We start from the raw sequence: 16,089 nt of genomic DNA on the forward strand, positions 1-16,089 counted from the left end.
GACAAACCGTAGCACAAAAGCGTGTTCGCGTCAGCGATTTCGACGGTCAAGAGGCCTGTCGCACAGTCGGTTTCGGCTACGGTCGGGCCGAACGCGAGCACTTCCGGCGCTGCGGCCGACGGACGGCGTCGGTCCGTACGCCGCGCGATGCGGCGTTTAGCCACCCGGCAGGTGGGCAACCGAACAACTGTGAGCGCAAACCCGGACCCAGGCTATTCACCCAACGACGGCGGCGGCGTCGGCGACACGCTGCGCCCGACGGAGGCGTTCGACTCCGACGACGTGCGCAATGCCGACGGCGACGAAACGGTCGATCCGCCAGAGGGGTGGCGGGAAGCCGACAAGATCAACGCCGACGGCGAGGTCGACGAGACCCTTGACGAGAAACTGGCCGCCGAAGAGCCCGAGCAGCCTGAGCTGAACGAGCCGAGGGGGGAGCCCAGCGGCGACACCGAGCTGCGCCCCGACGACCAGTTCGAGCGCATCGACCCAGACCAGCACGGCCGCAACAGGGGGCAGATCGACGGCACCCCCGAGGACGGCGACTCGTTCTTCCCGGTCGTCGAGTAGCTACTCCGCCGGGGCCGCCTGCAGCACCACAACCGAGCGCGCGGCGACGGATACCTTCTGCGCGGCTTCGACCGGGGTCGGCTCGTCGTCGCCGTCGGCCGACGTGTCGATCACCGCGATCCAGGATTCGCCGAATTTCTTCTCCGGCATCACGAAGTCGATCGGCTCGTAGTGGGCGTTGAAGCACAGCACGAACGAGTCGTCGACGATGCGCTGCCCGCGCACGTCGCGATCGGGGATGCCTTGGCCGTTGAGATACACCGCGATTGACTTGGCGTAGCCCGCTTCCCAGTCCTCGTCGCTCATCTCCGAGCCGTCGGGTGCGAACCAGGCGATGTCGGGCAGCCCTTCGCCGCCGCGGTGGCGCACCGGCCGACCGGAGAAGAACCGGCGCCGGCGGAACACCGGGTGCGCCGCGCGCAGCGCCGATACCTTGCGGGTGAATTCCATCAATTCGGTGTCGATGCTGGACCAGTCGATCCACGACAGCTCGTTGTCCTGGCAGTACACGTTGTTGTTGCCCTGCTGGGTGCGACCCAGCTCATCGCCATGGGCGATCATCGGAACACCCTGCGAAAGTAACAGCGTCGTAAGGAAATTGCGCTGCTGCTGCGCTCGCAGCGCGTTGATCTCGGGATCGTCGGTCGGTCCCTCCACGCCGCAGTTCCAGGACCGGTTGTGGCTCTCGCCGTCGTTGTTATCCTCGCCGTTGGCCTCGTTGTGTTTCTCGTTGTAGGACACCAAGTCACGCAGCGTGAAGCCGTCGTGGGCGATGACGAAGTTGATGGAGGCGACGGGCCGCCGACCGGTCTGCTCGTACAGGTCGGCCGAACCCGTTAAGCGATAAGCCAATTCGTCGAGTGTGGCGGGTTCACCGCGCCAGTAGTCGCGGACCGTGTCGCGGTATTTTCCGTTCCACTCCGTCCACTGCGGAGGGAAGTTGCCCACCTGGTAACCGCCGGGGCCGACGTCCCACGGTTCGGCGATCAGCTTGACCTGGCTGACCGTCGGATCCTGTTGTACGAGTTCGAAGAACGTTGCCAGTCGGTCGACGTCGTAGAATTCCCGGGCCAGTGTGGAGGCGAGATCGAATCGGAATCCGTCGACGTGCATCTCGGTCACCCAGTACCGCAACGAATCCATGATCAGCTGAAGCGAATGCGGATGGCCGACGTTGAGGCTGTTGCCGGTTCCGGTGTAATCCATGTAGTACCGCTTGTCGTCTTCGACGAGCCGGTAGTAGGCCCCGTTGTCGATGCCCCGCATCGACAGCGTCGGGCCCAGATGGTTGCCCTCGGCGGTGTGGTTGTAGACGACGTCGAGGATCACCTCGATGCCCGCCTCGTGCAGCGCGCGGACCATCGCCTTGAACTCCTGTACCTGTCCGCCGGGGTTCGGGCTGGAGCTGTATTTGGAGTCCGGCGCGAGGAAGCCGATCGTGTTGTAGCCCCAGTAGTTGGACAGGCCCTTGTCGATCAGCGTGGAGTCGTTGGCGAAGTGGTGCACCGGCAGCAACTCGATCGCCGTCACCCCCAGTGACTGCAGATGCTCGATGATCACCGGATGCGCGACGGCCGAGTAGGTGCCGCGGATGTTCTCGGGGATGTCGGGGTGCGTCTGCGTCAACCCCTTGACGTGCGCCTCGTAGATGACCGAATCGGCGTACTCGTAGTCCGGCGGCCGGTCGTTGCCCCAGTCGAAGTACGGGTTGATGACCACCGACTTCGGCATGCTCTGCGCGGAGTCGTCGTCATTGCGGCTGTCGGGATCGCCGAAGTTGTAGCTGAACAGCGACTGGTTCCAGTCGAAGTTGCCGTCGATGGCCTTCGAGTACGGATCGAGCAGCAGCTTGTTCGGGTTGCAGCGCTGACCGGTCGGCGGGTCATATGTGCCGTGCACCCGGTAGCCGTACCGCTGGCCAGGTTCGATGTTCGGGATGAACCCGTGCCAGACGAACGCGTCGTTCTCGGGCAGCGTTATGCGGGTCTCGGTGCCATCGGCGTCGAACAGGCACAGCTCGACCTTCTCGGCGGCCTCACTGAACACCGCGAAGTTGGTGCCCGTCCCGTCGTAGGTTGCGCCGAGTGGGTAGGCCTTACCCGGCCAGACCTCGTGGGACGCGGCTTGGGGGGCGGGGGCTTGGGTCAATTCTCACTCCAGACGACGACACAACTCACAACGGAACGATACGGGTGTGCCCGATGCGGCAGCATCACAACCAAACCCGCACGAGATCACAGCAGCCAGGAGAAACGCGTGCCCGCCCGCCCCGACCTGCCCGGTTACCGGACCCTGCTGACCGACATCGACGACGGCGTGGCGACCATCACCCTGAATCGCCCGCGGCAGCGCAACGCCGTCGGTGACGGCATGCGCGAGGAACTGGCCGACGCGTACCGGACCCTCGGCGGCGATGACAGGGTGCGGGTGATCGTGCTGACCGGAATCCCGCCCGCCTTCTGCGCCGGCGCGGACCTGGCCGCCGGCGAGGACACCTTCGCGGCCCCCGGACCGGGGTTCAGCGCCGCCGGTGTGGACGTTCCCGCGTGGACGTTGCCCAAGCCGGTCATCGCGGCGGTCAACGGCCACGCGATCGGGCTGGGACTGACGTTGGCGCTGCACTGCGACATCCGGTTCTTCGCCGCCGAGGGCCGCTACGGCGTCGTGCAGGTGCGGCGTGGAGTCGTCGGCGATGCCTATTCTCACTGGATTCTCCCGCGCCTGGTCGGTGTCGCCAATGCAGCCGAAATCTTGCTGGCGGGAGCGACTTTCGACGGTGCGCGGGCGGTGCAGCTCGGATTGGGCAGTCGCGTGCTGCCTGCCGACGAGGTGCTGCCCGCCGCGCTGGACCTCGCCCGCGACATCGCCGTCAACACCGCGCCGATGTCGGTGGCGGCCAGCAAGCGCCTGCTGTGGGAGTCCTACGACCTCGACCGGTCCGCGGTCGGCGCCCGCGAGACGGAGATCCACCTGCGGCTGATGGGACACGACGACGCCAAAGAAGGGGTGCGCGCGTTCATGGAAGGGCGAAGGCCATCGTGGACGGGTAGGCCCGTCGACCCGACGGCCGCGGACTAGACGATGCCGACGCCTGCCGCGCGCAGGTCTTCGACGGCATTGGCCGTGGATTCGGCGGCAACTCCGGCGGTCAGGTCGAGCAGGACGCGGGTCGTGAACCCGTAGGCTACGGCGTCGGACGCTGTCGCCCGCACGCAGTAGTCGGTCGCGATACCGACCACATCGACCTCGTCGACCCCGCGGTGACGCAACCAATCGGCCAGCGTCGTCCCAGTCTCGTCGGTGCCCTCGAACCCGCTGTAGGCGGCCGAGTACTCGCCCTTGGTGAAGACGGCCTCGACCGCCTCGGATCGGAATTGAGGATGGAAGTCGGCGCCGGCGGTACCGACGACGCAGTGCCGCGGCCACGACGTCACGAAGTCGGGGCTGTCGGAGAAGTGGTCACCGGGGTCGATGTGAAAGTCTTTGGTGGCCACCACATGTGCGTACTTGGTCGGCCCGGTGAGCAACCGGCTGATGTTGCGGGCGACGTCAGTGCCGCCGCTGACGGCCAGGGAGCCGCCCTCACAGAAGTCGTTCTGCACGTCGACGATGATCAGCGCCTTCATGCCCTCCGACGCTACCCGCCGAACAGCAGGTACAGCCCGGTGAACGTGTAGCCGACCATCGCCAGCATCATCGCCAACTGCCCGGTCAGTTGGTGAGCCGACGGCAGCAGGCGCAACGCCCGGTCATGCGCCGCGACCACACCTGCGACGTGCCCGGCCAAGACGAAGCCGACCTTGAGCGTCGCCAGCACCGCGGGGTGTTGTGACAGGAAGTAGCTGACCTCCGCGTCGCTCAACCAGAGCAGGTTCCACCCGCGCGCCAGCGGGTCGGCCAGCAGGATGATCGTCTGCTGACCGCGCTCGACCAGATAGGTCAGATAGTGGGCGAACACGTAGCCGATGACGATCGGGATCAGCGAGTGAGCCATCAACCCCGGCAGTTGCCGGCGCCGGTCGCGGTCCACACCGCCGGTCGCGATCGAGGCGAGCCAGAACGTGGCGGCGACGACAGCCGCGAACGTGGCCAAGCCGGCGGTCTTGATGAGGGTGGCGGTCAGCGTCGAGGAGGAATGGTCGTCGACGAAGTTGCGCCATTCGGGCATGGCCGAAAAGCTGTCGAACGCAGTCGACCCCAGGAGAACGGCCATCACGGCGACGAGACCCGGACGCACCGGCAGCGACGGGAGGTGGTCGAACGGGTTGCCGATCGCGACGCGGCCGGTGCCGGGGTCTCGGCGAAACGGCGACAGCCGCGAGGCCACCACGCTGTACATCTCGAATGGGTCGGCCCGGGTGCACCAGCGCTCACCACACAACAGCGCCCCGGCCAGCGTGACCCCGAGATAGATCAGCAGCCAGATCCGGATGGCGCCAAGCGAACCCGGATCGGGACTGGCCAGCTCCAACCAGACGAACGCGAACAGGCCGAACACGGCGGGCCAATAGCCCAGCCGTGCCGGGTAAGTGAGCCCGAGCGACCGCCCGCCCAACAGCCGAAGCACCGTCCGCACAGGCGATATCGCGCGCCACACCGGACCGATGATCAGCGACACGGCCACCAGGCCCACCCAGAGCAGGACGTAGAAGACACCGGGCAGCGGATTCCTAGCGTCCTGGGGACCGAGGACGGCGGCGACACCGACCCACACCGCGAAGCCCAAGCCGCCGAGCGCGAGGGCCCAACGGACCGCGGGTGCGTCGACCACCGCCGTTACCCAACGCGGAAGGGGACGAACGGAATTGGCCGGATCGAACTTGGGTTTCTTCCATGCCAGCGCCACCACCGCGAAGGTGAACGTCAGCGCCCATGCGGCCCCGACCACCGCGTAGGTGAACGGAATCGGCAGATCCGTCGAACCGCCGAGACCGTGGGCCAGTACGGAGACCGACGGCCCCGACATCACTGCTGGACTTGAACGGTGGCGATCACGCGATTCAGTTCGTGCAGTTCGATCTCGACGTTGCCGGGCACATCGACGGTGAACTGGAATTGCTGGCCAGGCGTCGGGTCCACCTTGAAGGTGTGTTCAGGCACCGAATGCACGTGCAGTTCATCGGCCGCGTCGCTGTTGACCCGCAGCACGATCGGCTCGCCGACCTTGCCCTGAATCTGTGCGTTCGTCGGGTCGACGTTGCCGCCCTCGATCGTGACGTCGATGGTCAAGCGATCGGGCGGACGCTGCTGATCCGGCATGTCCGCAGCGCCAACAGTCGACTGGGCGGGACTACTCGCTTCCGGTTCGGTATCGCGCGAGCCGCCGCAGCCGGCGACGACAAGCGTCGCGGCGAAACAGATCGCGCCGGAGCGGATGAGGGTCGGTTTCACGTTGTGCTTTCCCCGTTGGATTCTTCTCGTTTACGACGGTTCTTCATTGCTATGTAGACCACCACCCCGGCGACGACGATCGCCGGGGCGAAGGCGGGCACCGCTATCCAGATCGGATGATCGGCGAGGATCACGACGTCGGCGCTGTCGGGCGCGCCCGTCATGATTGCGCACTGGGTTGTAGCTCGGCCTCACTCGCGGTCGGCTCGGTTCGGTTGATCCGACCGCCTCCCCAGGCGACACCGGCGACCATGGCGAGCGAGCACACGAGCACCACGAGGCATCCGATGAGCCACAACGACTCTGGGATGTCCGGGCTGCGTTCGCGCTGCAGGATCGTGATCTCCGAAACGAACGGACGCGTCATGTTCGGCTCGGCGGGCACTTCCTCCGCGCCGATGCCGGGGTCACCGGCCAGGTAGATCGGCACCGCTGTCAGCATCCCGCCGTCGTGGACACGCAGGAGCGTCTTCCACGTGCCAGAAACCGGCATCGGCTCGGTGGAGCGGTAGTGGCCGGGCCCGACCTGCTCGAGGTTGTCGACGAACATGCCTCGCTGGTTCGGAAGTCCCCCTTGCCACCCGAGCACCGACACCCAGTTCGGGTCCTCGCTCAGCAGGTTGGCGGGCGTGATCTGCACATCGGCGGTGACGAATCGCGCCCCGTCGTCACCGGGGACTTCGGTCAAGACGATGGTGGCGTTGGCGTTCTCGGGAACGTTGTAGCGCAGGCCGTTGGCGGCGGCGCCGCCGATCGCAAGCACCGTCAACACGACGAGGCCAACGCTCAGCGCCCGGCGCGGAAGTCGCTGTTCGGTCAACACCATGCCGATCATTGCGCCGCACGCGCCGGTCAGGATGGCGACCGGTACCGACATCGCGAGCGCCTCGGGCCAGATGCTGCTGGGCCAGGGCAGGTGGTAGACGGCGTTGATCCACAGCGACTCCAGCCACAGACCGACGGTGCCGACACCCAGGCCGGCCACGGCGCCGAAGAGCACCGGACGCTTGAGCAGTGGCGTCAGGGCGATGAGCTCGACTACGACGGCGGCGCCGAGATAGAGGGGGAACCAGTTGACCGGTGCGTCGAGCACGGGGGCGACGAGGAACGCCACGATCCCGCGCAGGCCGATGGCGATGACGGCCGCGATGATCGCCGCGCCGCGGCCGAGGAAGATGCGCGCGGCCACCAGGGCGAGCGCGGCCGCCGCGGCGATCAGCATGGGCTGGAAGACCTGGCGGAACTGCGGTACGCCGAAGTCGAACTCGATCTGGTAGACGGACATGCCGATCAGAACCCCGGCGAATGCCAGGTACTGGATGAACTTCAGACCGATACCGTCAGGCGGCGTGTCGGGCGTCCGGACCCGCTTGCCTTCGAGTTCGAGGTAGGCAGCGGCCAAGGTGGAAAAGCCTGCGCCACCGATCATCATCAGGTGGGTGGGCCCCCACAACGTGACGTCCTGGCCGAAGATGCGGTGCCACATGTCGTCGAGGGGGAATCCGAGCAGCGCATACAACCCGCACCCGGCCATGACGATGCCGCCCACCGGGGCATACCAGTGGTCGGTAATGCGGACCGCGGCAGGGCCGGGTCGCTCTTGGGCGCCGCGGGGCAGCACCATTGCGGTGCAGCCGGCGACGAAGATGCCGAACAGGCCGATGAGGATGAAGTAGTGGGCGGGGTTGGCGAGTGCGCCGTCATCGCGTCCGTTGCCGATGTGCAGGCTGACGTCCCAGATGAATCCGAACAGCGCGCAGATGATCGACGCGACGAAAAGCGCAATGGGTAAGGCGACCCATGACGGCCGCTTGAATCGGCGTCCGGACCAGTCGCCGAGGCGGGCCAACCACTCGATCTTGTGCGTGCGGTGCATCCAGCCGATCCACAAAAGCACCACGGCGATCACAGCGGCGGCGATCGACAGACCGATGATTTCGTGGATGGCGGCGCCGCCGCCCTCGCTCTGGGCTACTACCGAAATCTCTGAGGCTTTCCAAGTACTCGTCATATGCCCACCTGCCGGAAGTCGGAGTTCTCCTTACTCGTCGGTAATGTTGCCAGAACCCGCGATACCGAAACCAGGGGTATCAGGTAGCGACAACACGGATTGTCTCAAGTGTTGTGTCGGCCGCGTCGGGAACGTTCATTCCCGCCTGTACGCCGGTGCGCAGATAGTCGATGACCGCGTCATTCAGCCGTTCGCCGGGGACCACCGCGGGAATTCCGGGTGGATAGGGAGTGATCTGCTCGGCGCAAACCCTGCCACTGGCCTTGTCGGCGGGCACTTGCTCGACCCGACCGAAGAAGGCGTCGCGGGGCAGCTTCACCGTTTCCAGTTCGATGTCCTCGGGGGATGGAAGCTGCACGGGAGCGGGCGGGTTGAAGTCGTCGGCCGCCTCGCGCCAGGCATGCAGCGCTTCGAGCAGTCGTTCACCGGTGGCTTTGTCATCGGCGAAGGACATGGTGACCAGGATGCGCCGGTGATCGCTCATGCCGACGTCGAGGTGCTTGTGTTCCCGCAGCCAGTCGTGGACCTGGTAGCCCGACGTGCCGGTGCCCGAGACGTCTATCAGGATCTGGAGGCGATCGAGGTCGTGAGAAGCCTCGGCGCCCAGCAGGTCGTCCTCCATCACTTCGATATCGGGAATCATGTCGATCTCGTGGCGGAGGCGCCCAGCGAGATCGAGCGCGTTGCCGAGCAGTTCGTGACCGTGCTCGACCATTTGCCGCCGCCAACCGTCCATCGCGGCATACATCAGCACGTTGGGACTCGTCGTCATCAGCAGGTCGGCGCACGCTGAGAGCCGGTCCTGATCGATGAGGTCGCCCTGCAGATGGAAGACGGATCCCTGCTCGAACCCCGCACCCATCTTGTGCACGCTGACCACGCAGACGTCAGCACCGGCGTCCATCGCCCATGTCGGCAGGTCCTCGTGGAACGGGAGGTGCGCACCCCAGGCCTCGTCGACGATCAGTGGCTTTCCGCGTTCGTGGCAGACGTCCGCGACCGCGGCCAAGTCGGTGCAGGTGCCGTAGGGGCTCGGGCAGACCACGAGCGCCCCGGCGGCGTCGGGATGCTCATCCCAGGATCGGCGGAAGTCGTCCGGTGACGGGGGATGGCTGAAATGTCGTTCGGCGTCCCAGCGCGGGGTGACCCAGTGCGGTTGCACGCCGGAGAAGATCAGCCCGGCGACGATGGACTTGTGGCTGTCGCGGGGGACGAGCAGGCCACCATCGCCTCCGGCAACCGCCATCATCGCGGCCTTGACCGACAGCGAGCTACCGCATGTCGAGAACCAGGCGACCTTGGCGCTCACCGCATCAGCCATGAGATCCTCTGCGCGCGTGAGATATTCGTTGCTGCTGCGACGGTCGTCGAGTCCGCCGTTGGCGAGTAGGTCGTCGGCGAAGGCCTGAGGGCCCAGCACGTCGAGCACCCGGGGGTCGGTGCCTCGCCCTTGCCGGTGACCCGGCGGGGTGAAGCCGTAGCGGTTGCGCTGGCGGTAATCGACGAGAGCGTCGAGCAGCGGAGCTTCGGATTGATCCATCGGCATCAGGGCTTGAGGATGACCTTGACCATGCCGTCTTCCTTTTTCTGGAAGGTCTCGTACGCGCCCGGTGCGTCGTCGAGCGGCAGTCGGTGGGTGGCGAACTGTTCGACGCCCAACGGATCTTCGGGGGTCAGCAACGGCAGGATGTCGGGCACCCATTTCTTGACGTTGGCCTGACCCATTCGCAGCTGAATCTGCTTGTCGAACAACGTCATCATGTTGATCGGGTCGGCGGCGCCGCCGTAGACGCCCGACAGGGAGATGGTGCCGCCGCGACGGACGAGCGCGATCGCGGAGTTCAGGGCCGCGAGCCGGTCGACGCCCGCGTTCTTCATCACGACGCGGCCGACCGGGGAGGGGAGGAAGCCGCTGGCGGTCTGCAGGGTTTCCGCGACGGGCGAGCCGTGTGCCTCCATGCCGACGGCGTCGATGACCGAGTCGGCGCCGCGGCCGTCGGTGTGGCTCTTGACGACCTCGTCGGCGTCGTCGGTGCGTAGGTCGATCACCTCATCGCAGTAGGCGCGTGCGCGGGAGAGCCGCTCGTCGACAAGATCGATGCCGATGACCTTGCAGCCCTTTCGGTGCGCGGCGATACGGCAGGCCATCGAGCCGATCGGGCCCAATCCGAGAACCACGAGGGTGCCGCCGTCGGGTACCGCGGCGTACTCCACGGCCTGCCATGCGGTGGGCAGGACGTCGGAGAGATAGACGTAGCGGTCGTCGGGTCCATCGTGTGGAACCTTGATGTGGGTGTACTGCGCCTGGGGGACGCGCAGGTATTCGGCCTGGCCGCCGGCGACCTCGCCGTAGAGCTTGGAGTAGCCGAACAGGGCGGCGCCCGTCCCTTGGTCGCGGTTCTGAGTGGTTTCGCACTGGCTCTGAAGGCCGTGGTCGCACATGAAGCAGTGGCCGCAGGAGATGTTGAAGGGGATGACGACGCGGTCGCCGGGCTGCAGGCCGTCGACCTGGGATCCGACCTCTTCGACGACGCCCATCGCTTCGTGGCCCAGGATGTCGCCGGGGTTCATGAATGCGCCGAGCACCTCGTAGAGGTGAAGGTCCGAGCCGCAGATGTTGGTGCTGGTGACTCGGATGATCGCGTCGGTGGGTTCCTTGATCGCGGGATCGGGCACATTGTCGACGGATACTTTCCGACGACCCTGCCAGGTGACTGCTCGCATGGGCGCCTCCTCATGGTCTGAGGGAGGCGTGCCCACTCAGCGGGGAGCCAAACTTTCCGCAGTGGGCGCGAGTTGACGGTGGATCAGACGGTGGCGTCGGTGGCGATCGCGTCCTGCATGAGGACGCTCAGATGCTGCCAGTAGATCCAGTCGGCGATGGCGGCGCGCTGTTCGGCGACGTCGCTCGCGGTGTGTGCGCGGTGTAGTGCCAGCTCTTGGGCGTGGTCGGCATAGGCGACGAAGCACTGCAGTTGCACCGGGGCGCGGTCAGGAGAGTTGCTGAGCAACGGACGGAAGACTTCGAACCACAGCAGGGCGCGGCGGTCCTCAGGGGGAGTGGCGTCGGTGGGTGGTGGTGGTAGCACCTCGGAGAGGCCGGTGGGCGCGATGGCAGCCAATTTGCTTGCCGCGTCGGGGGATATGACCTGAAGACGGTGGCGGCCATTCATCTGGCCGTTCTCGGGGATGTCGTCGGGCCGAAGGATAATCCGTGGTGCACCCGGGTCAAAGCCTTTGAACTGGTCCTCGGTGGCGATGACAGCGCGTAGTTCGGTGTTGTGGTGCTGTGCCCAACCATGAAGTGCGAGAATGGGATACGTTGCCCAGGACCCGCGAACATGAGGCGGGATACCTTCGTCGGCGGTAGCCATCTTGACGCGGTCGGGCAGCTTGACCTCATCGGGGATGTAGCCGAGGCCATAATTGTTGGCGACGACGATGGTTCCGTCTTTCGCGAGGCCGGTGACCCAGTAGAAGCCCATGTCGGTCATGCCGACGTTCAAGGCAGCCGCGATGCGTTGTGCGAGTTGAGCGGGATCGCTGCCGGAGGGCCGCCGGAGGGTCGAGGCCGCGATCGCCTCGCGCTGGGCGCGTGCTGCCGAAACCGGAACGGGCGCAGGGGCGCCGACAGTGCTGGCACCGGGAGCTGCCGTGCCGGGCGGGACGCTGGGGGCGACGTTGGCAACCGGAGCAACCGGTGCCGCCGGCGGAGGAGTGGGTGCCGGACCCAGAGGTACGGGTGCAGCGGGAGCGGCGCCTGGCGCGGGAAGCGGCGCCACGGGTGCTTGGCTGGTTGTTGGACCCGAAGCAGTCGGGGCTGTGGTCTGGGGTGGCGTCGACGGTGCGGCGTCCACGGCCGGGGCAACAGGGGGCGGCTGCATCGCTGATGGGGTGACCGGAGCGGACTGTGGTGGCGGGATCGGTGCCTGCCCAACAGCTTTGGCTGCCGAATCGGCCATCGTCCTTTGGAAGTCAGCCATTTGCGCCTGAGCCGGTGTGGCGGCTGCGGGGTTCACGGTGCTTGGTGCGCTCGGCGCGGTGGGTGCGGACGGTGTAGCCGGGGCTGAGGGCGTAGAAGTTCCGCCACTCGACATGGGACTAGCTGGAGCGTTGATGCGTGGAGGTGCGGGTGCCGCGGGAGTGCTTGGCGCGCCCGGGATTCCGGGGACGGCAGGAGGTTCGGTCGTATCTATACCTCCAGGCAGTGATTGTATGGGTGGCGCGTCCGTGTGAGTGGTAGATCCTTGTGGGTCGCGGGAGGTGACGGCTGCGTCTGCGATTAGGGCAGGTGCTTCCGGAAGAGGAGCCTCCGCTACCTTGTGCGATTCTCCGGATGGACCACGGCCGTTGCTCAAGCCTGCAGGCAAATCCAGCGGACCGGCTTCTAGCGGAGGAGCGTCGGCAACTTCGGTCGAAGGTTCAAGTCCCCGCCAGTTGCTGACCGGACCGATAGCTGGGTCTCGGGCTGGATCACGCTCAGTCGCGGGCTGCCTGTCGTCGGTCGGTGGAGCCTCCGGAAATCGGTTCGAAACAGCCGCTATCCGATCAGCTGCAACTGCGATGGTCGCGATATTTTCCCTTCGGATGGCTGCTACGCCTTCTTTGATCGCCAGCGCCTTTGCATCTTCGGGTATGTCCTCGCTCGTCCGGATCCAGTCAAGAATCTTATTCGCTAGTTCAACAGTGCTGATTATTACGTTCTTGGCGCTGGCCGCCGCACGCGCACTGTCGCTGAACAACTTGGCCGCAGAGTTCAGCATCTCCTTGGCCGACTCAAGGTCGATTTCACGTTGACGACCGGCGCCATCGGCTGCGGCCGCGGCAATTCCCGACCACCCTCCAGCGCCCGCAAACATTCGGGAGCGTTGCTGTCTCAACGAATCCAATTGCAAAGAGAGGGATTTCGATGTGTAAGCGAAGGTGTCACTGCATCTGCTGAGGACGTCCTCATCAACGTCAGGCCATGCGGGCGGCGCGGTCAAGCCGTAAGGATCGAATGGTCGAGAACGCCCCATCGCTATTGCCTGACGGCTTTGCATGCCTCATAGATGAACGACGAGACTCTGTAGGCGGTGAGGTCGAGATAGCTGTCAGCGACAATATAGGTCGGAAGCGCTTCCGCATATGCGCGGCGATATTGCGCGGCGAAGATGGCTAGGTCTCGGAGAGTTAAATTGCCTGTACGCGAGGCGATTCGTTCGAACGCGTCAGCTGACTTCTGCAATTCCGGTATTACCGATTCGACGACAGCGCGTTGTTCTACTGTCCAATCCGAAGCGGTCAAATTTGGGTCCAGCGCCTGCCACGCTTTCGTTCGGGCGTTGAACTCATTGAGCACACGATCCCAGTCGTCGCAGGTTCGATCAGCGTCCGTTAGTAATCTTGACGGATTGTTAGGGTCTTCCAGCCTCGGAACCTCCGACGGTTGCTTAGGTTGATCGACGAGCGGAAAGCGAGCTGCGGCCGACCCGTACCGGATTGCCGAGCAGATATAAACGAGTGCATTCGTGGAGGTAATTGCTGCCGCAGCCAGGTGGTTGTCCTCCTCCGTATATGTCGGCACCGCATCCCTGAATGCTCGTCCATAGGCGATGAATTGTTCGTACAGCTCACGCATCACCCGATGTGGTGTCTGCTGTGCCAATCGCACAGTCTCTTCCGTCGCTACCCTGAGCCCCTCGGCCACCTCGTCATATTGCGCTCGGAGTTCGGGCGGCCAATCGGTGGCCGGAATACTCACGTCACGCTTATCCCAGCCTTTCTTGAGTGCCGTGCCAAGTGTCTGGTTGATGGGCGTCCACGCCGCACAAGTCGGGTCTTCCGTGATGATGTTCACGGGCCCAGTGTCGTCGGCGCTCGCCAGTCCATAGGTCTCGCCCGACGGCGTCGGATCGTCATCGCTACCATCCGATGTCACCGAAACCGTCACTGCCACAGTGACTCCGATGACGGCTAACAGTGCAACACCGCCGAGCAGCCACTTCCAGGCGTTACCGCGCTTCTTCGGCGGCGGGCCCGCCGGCCACTGCTGGGCCCACGGCGGCTGCTGCGGCGACGGACCGTATGGCCCCAAGTATCCCTGTGGCGGACCGGGATTTCCTGGCGGCGGACCCGGCGGTGGCGGATAACTCACAGCGCGGTCCCCGGTCCCTCCCCGGCCGCATCGTTGAGCAGTTCGAGGCGCTTGCGTATCTCCGCGGCGATCTGACGGTCAACCGCGTCGTAAGTGTTGGCGGCGTGGACCACGTTCTGCGCGTACTTCGCCAACTCCGCCTTGACCACCGGCAGCTCAGCGATCGCCGGATCGACCACTTCTGCCACCTTCGCCGCGATCGCGGTCGACAAGGCATCGCCGCCCGCCGGCTTGAACGAAGCCGGCGGCTCAGGGATGGCATCGGCGAGCGCACGCAACCGTCCACCGGCTTCGAGCACCAGGTCGGTATCGATGCGCAGCGGCTCAGTCATCGTCATTCCGCGCAGCGATCAGCATCGCGCCGATCGGTTGGCATGCCCCCTCAGGCGTCACCCGGCAAATGCTACCCGACCCGCAACACCGGCCATCGCGCCAATTTTCTCCACGCCGGCGCGCCAGACCTGACGCTGGCCTCGCAGTTCGAAGGGCTCTCAAGCGGCCCTGCCACGCACGACGAGTTACCGATCGGCACCGCGTCTGGCTCGAACCGTCACCGGACAATCGGCCGTGGCCGCCGACGCCAGCAAACCCCGACGACGGCCTTCGCCGCGGACAGTCGTTTCCGCTATCGTTCCGCAGATGTCCGACCCCGACTCGAAGTCGCTCGACGAGCTTTTCAACCGCATCCTGCACACCGAAGACGACGCCCTGCGCGCCGCGCGTGAGTCCGGCAACGCCGCAGGCATGCCTCCCATCGAGGTCTCCGGTCAGCACGGCAAACTTTTGTACCTGCTGGCCTCGTTGTCGTCGGCCACCCGTGTCTTGGAGATAGGAACCCTCGCCGGCTACAGCACCATCAACCTCGCCCGCGGTGTCGGGCCCGACGGACGCGTCGTCACCTTGGAGTACGACCCCAAGCACGCCGAGATCGCCAAGGAGAACTTCGCTCGCGCCGGCGTGCAGGATCGCATCGAGATCATTGTCGGCGCGGCGCTCGACACGCTGCCGATGCTCGCCGACCGCGGCGACGTGTTCGATCTGACCTTCATCGACGCCGACAAGGAGAACAACGTCGCTTACGTCGAGTGGGCCATCAAGCTCGGTCGGCCGGGCTCAATCATCGTGGTGGACAACATCGCTCGCTTCGGCCGCGTACTCGATCCTGCCGCCGACGACGCTCAGGCCCGCGCCGTGCGCGAGATGCTCGAGATGATGGGCGACCACCCGCAACTGGAAACCGCCGCGATACAGACCGTCGGGCTCAAGGGTTGGGACGGCTTCGCCGTCGCCCGCATCGTCGGATAGTCATCTCGACCAGGGCGCCGTAGCGGCCGCGGTCGTCAGCGCGGTGACGATCTGCTCCTCACGGGTCGCGAACCGATCAGTCGGGGCCGGCACCGATATCGCGACGACATGTCCGCCGGCCGTACGCCCCGCCACACCGGCGGCCGAAATCCCGACCGTGTGTTCGTCCCGATCGAACGCGACGTCGGTCGACCCGTTCAACAGCGCCGTCGCCGCCCTGCCGTTGGCCGTCGACTCCAACGGAAAGCGCATGCCGATCGCCGATACCGCGCGCAGTCGATGCGCCGATTCCAGTTGATCGATGAACAACATCTCGCCGCCCCGCAACACCGACAGATCGACGGTCTCCCCGGTGGTCGCGGCCAGTTCCTCGAGCGTTGGCCGGAACAACGCCGCCAGCCCCGCGACGTCTGCGCTTCCAAGCCCGAGCAGCCGATCCCCCAGCGAGAACCGGCCTTGGTCGTCGACAGCCGCGAAGCCGACCTCCACCAATCCGACGAGCAGTCGACGCGCCGTCGACTTGGCCAGGCCCAGCTGAGCGCCCAGATCGACCAGCCGAAGCCGACCGGGCGCCGCGGCGATCTCGTCCAGGGCCGCTGCTGCGCGACGCAGCACCTGGATGCCGTCTTCCCGGCCCGCATCAGTTCGCTCATTTCGGTCCGGACGAGTCACGCCC

Annotated in this window: 15 protein-coding genes; 3 read left to right on the forward strand and 12 right to left on the reverse strand. The window is 65.7% G+C overall.

Annotated elements, in window-relative coordinates:
* The first annotated feature begins 189 nt into the window (after positions 1–189).
* Positions 190–570, forward strand: coding sequence for a hypothetical protein (locus tag AU197_RS19600; protein ID WP_064404600.1), 381 nt, complete (start codon positions 190–192; stop codon positions 568–570).
* Here the strand turns inward: AU197_RS19600 and glgX are convergent, their stop codons facing one another.
* Complete coding sequence (gene glgX, locus AU197_RS19605) at positions 571–2,718, reverse strand: glycogen debranching protein GlgX (RefSeq protein WP_064404602.1); 2,148 nt, start codon at positions 2,716–2,718, stop codon at positions 571–573.
* A 108-nt stretch (positions 2,719–2,826) separates the two neighbouring features.
* On the opposite strand from glgX, the gene AU197_RS19610 reads away from it, so the two are divergent.
* The gene (locus AU197_RS19610) at positions 2,827–3,648 is read left to right on the forward strand and encodes an enoyl-CoA hydratase/isomerase family protein (RefSeq protein WP_082696756.1); all 822 of its coding nucleotides are present in this window, start codon (positions 2,827–2,829) and stop codon (positions 3,646–3,648) included.
* Here the strand turns inward: AU197_RS19610 and AU197_RS19615 are convergent.
* From AU197_RS19615 to AU197_RS19655, 10 genes are all read right to left on the reverse strand, one after another.
* Positions 3,645–4,196 (reverse strand): nicotinamidase, encoded by a 552-nt coding sequence (locus tag AU197_RS19615; RefSeq protein WP_064404604.1) that lies wholly within the window; start codon positions 4,194–4,196, stop codon positions 3,645–3,647. The genes AU197_RS19610 and AU197_RS19615 overlap by 4 nt on opposite strands.
* A gap of 11 nt (positions 4,197–4,207) precedes the next feature.
* On the reverse strand, positions 4,208–5,536 hold the full coding sequence (locus AU197_RS19620; protein ID WP_064404606.1) for a hypothetical protein: 1,329 nt from the start codon (positions 5,534–5,536) through the stop codon (positions 4,208–4,210).
* A complete protein-coding gene (locus tag AU197_RS19625) occupies positions 5,536–5,961 on the reverse strand; it encodes a hypothetical protein (RefSeq protein ID WP_064404608.1) in 426 nt (141 codons plus the stop codon). Before AU197_RS19625 ends, AU197_RS19620 begins: the two co-directional genes overlap by 1 nt.
* A complete protein-coding gene (locus tag AU197_RS26515; RefSeq protein WP_197415607.1) occupies positions 5,958–6,125 on the reverse strand; it encodes a hypothetical protein in 168 nt (55 codons plus the stop codon). The genes AU197_RS19625 and AU197_RS26515 overlap by 4 nt, the downstream gene beginning before the upstream one ends.
* Positions 6,122–7,972 carry a hypothetical protein gene (locus tag AU197_RS19630; RefSeq protein ID WP_064404610.1) on the reverse strand — a complete coding sequence of 617 codons (1,851 nt, stop codon included), beginning with the start codon at positions 7,970–7,972 and terminating at the stop codon, positions 6,122–6,124. Before AU197_RS19630 ends, AU197_RS26515 begins: the two co-directional genes overlap by 4 nt.
* A gap of 79 nt (positions 7,973–8,051) precedes the next feature.
* Complete coding sequence (locus tag AU197_RS19635) at positions 8,052–9,512, reverse strand: aminotransferase class I/II-fold pyridoxal phosphate-dependent enzyme (RefSeq protein WP_064405042.1); 1,461 nt, start codon at positions 9,510–9,512, stop codon at positions 8,052–8,054.
* Positions 9,513–9,517: 5 nt separating this feature from the next.
* Positions 9,518–10,696: a zinc-dependent alcohol dehydrogenase gene (locus tag AU197_RS19640; protein WP_064404612.1), complete on the reverse strand. Its 1,179-nt coding sequence runs from the start codon at positions 10,694–10,696 to the stop codon at positions 9,518–9,520.
* Positions 10,697–10,779: 83 nt separating this feature from the next.
* Complete coding sequence (locus AU197_RS19645; RefSeq protein WP_082696777.1) at positions 10,780–11,466, reverse strand: EspK C-terminal domain-containing protein; 687 nt, start codon at positions 11,464–11,466, stop codon at positions 10,780–10,782.
* 1,526 nt (positions 11,467–12,992) lie between these two features.
* Complete coding sequence (locus tag AU197_RS26105; RefSeq protein WP_231745073.1) at positions 12,993–13,904, reverse strand: ESX-1 system-associated protein; 912 nt, start codon at positions 13,902–13,904, stop codon at positions 12,993–12,995.
* Positions 13,905–14,104: 200 nt separating this feature from the next.
* Positions 14,105–14,440, reverse strand: a complete 336-nt coding sequence (locus AU197_RS19655; RefSeq protein ID WP_156434492.1) for a type VII secretion target — start codon at positions 14,438–14,440, stop codon at positions 14,105–14,107.
* Between the two features lie 307 nt (positions 14,441–14,747).
* Between AU197_RS19655 and AU197_RS19660 the strand changes: the two genes are divergently transcribed.
* Positions 14,748–15,413, forward strand: coding sequence for an O-methyltransferase (locus AU197_RS19660; RefSeq protein WP_064404618.1), 666 nt, complete (start codon positions 14,748–14,750; stop codon positions 15,411–15,413).
* Here the strand turns inward: AU197_RS19660 and AU197_RS19665 are convergent, their stop codons facing one another.
* Positions 15,414–16,085: an IclR family transcriptional regulator gene (locus AU197_RS19665; protein ID WP_064404620.1), complete on the reverse strand. Its 672-nt coding sequence runs from the start codon at positions 16,083–16,085 to the stop codon at positions 15,414–15,416.
* Between the last annotated feature and the right edge of the window lie 4 nt (positions 16,086–16,089).

Origin of the sequence: Mycobacterium sp. IS-1590, from assembly GCF_001500025.1 — a bacterium.
Lineage (GTDB): Bacteria > Actinomycetota > Actinomycetes > Mycobacteriales > Mycobacteriaceae > Mycobacterium.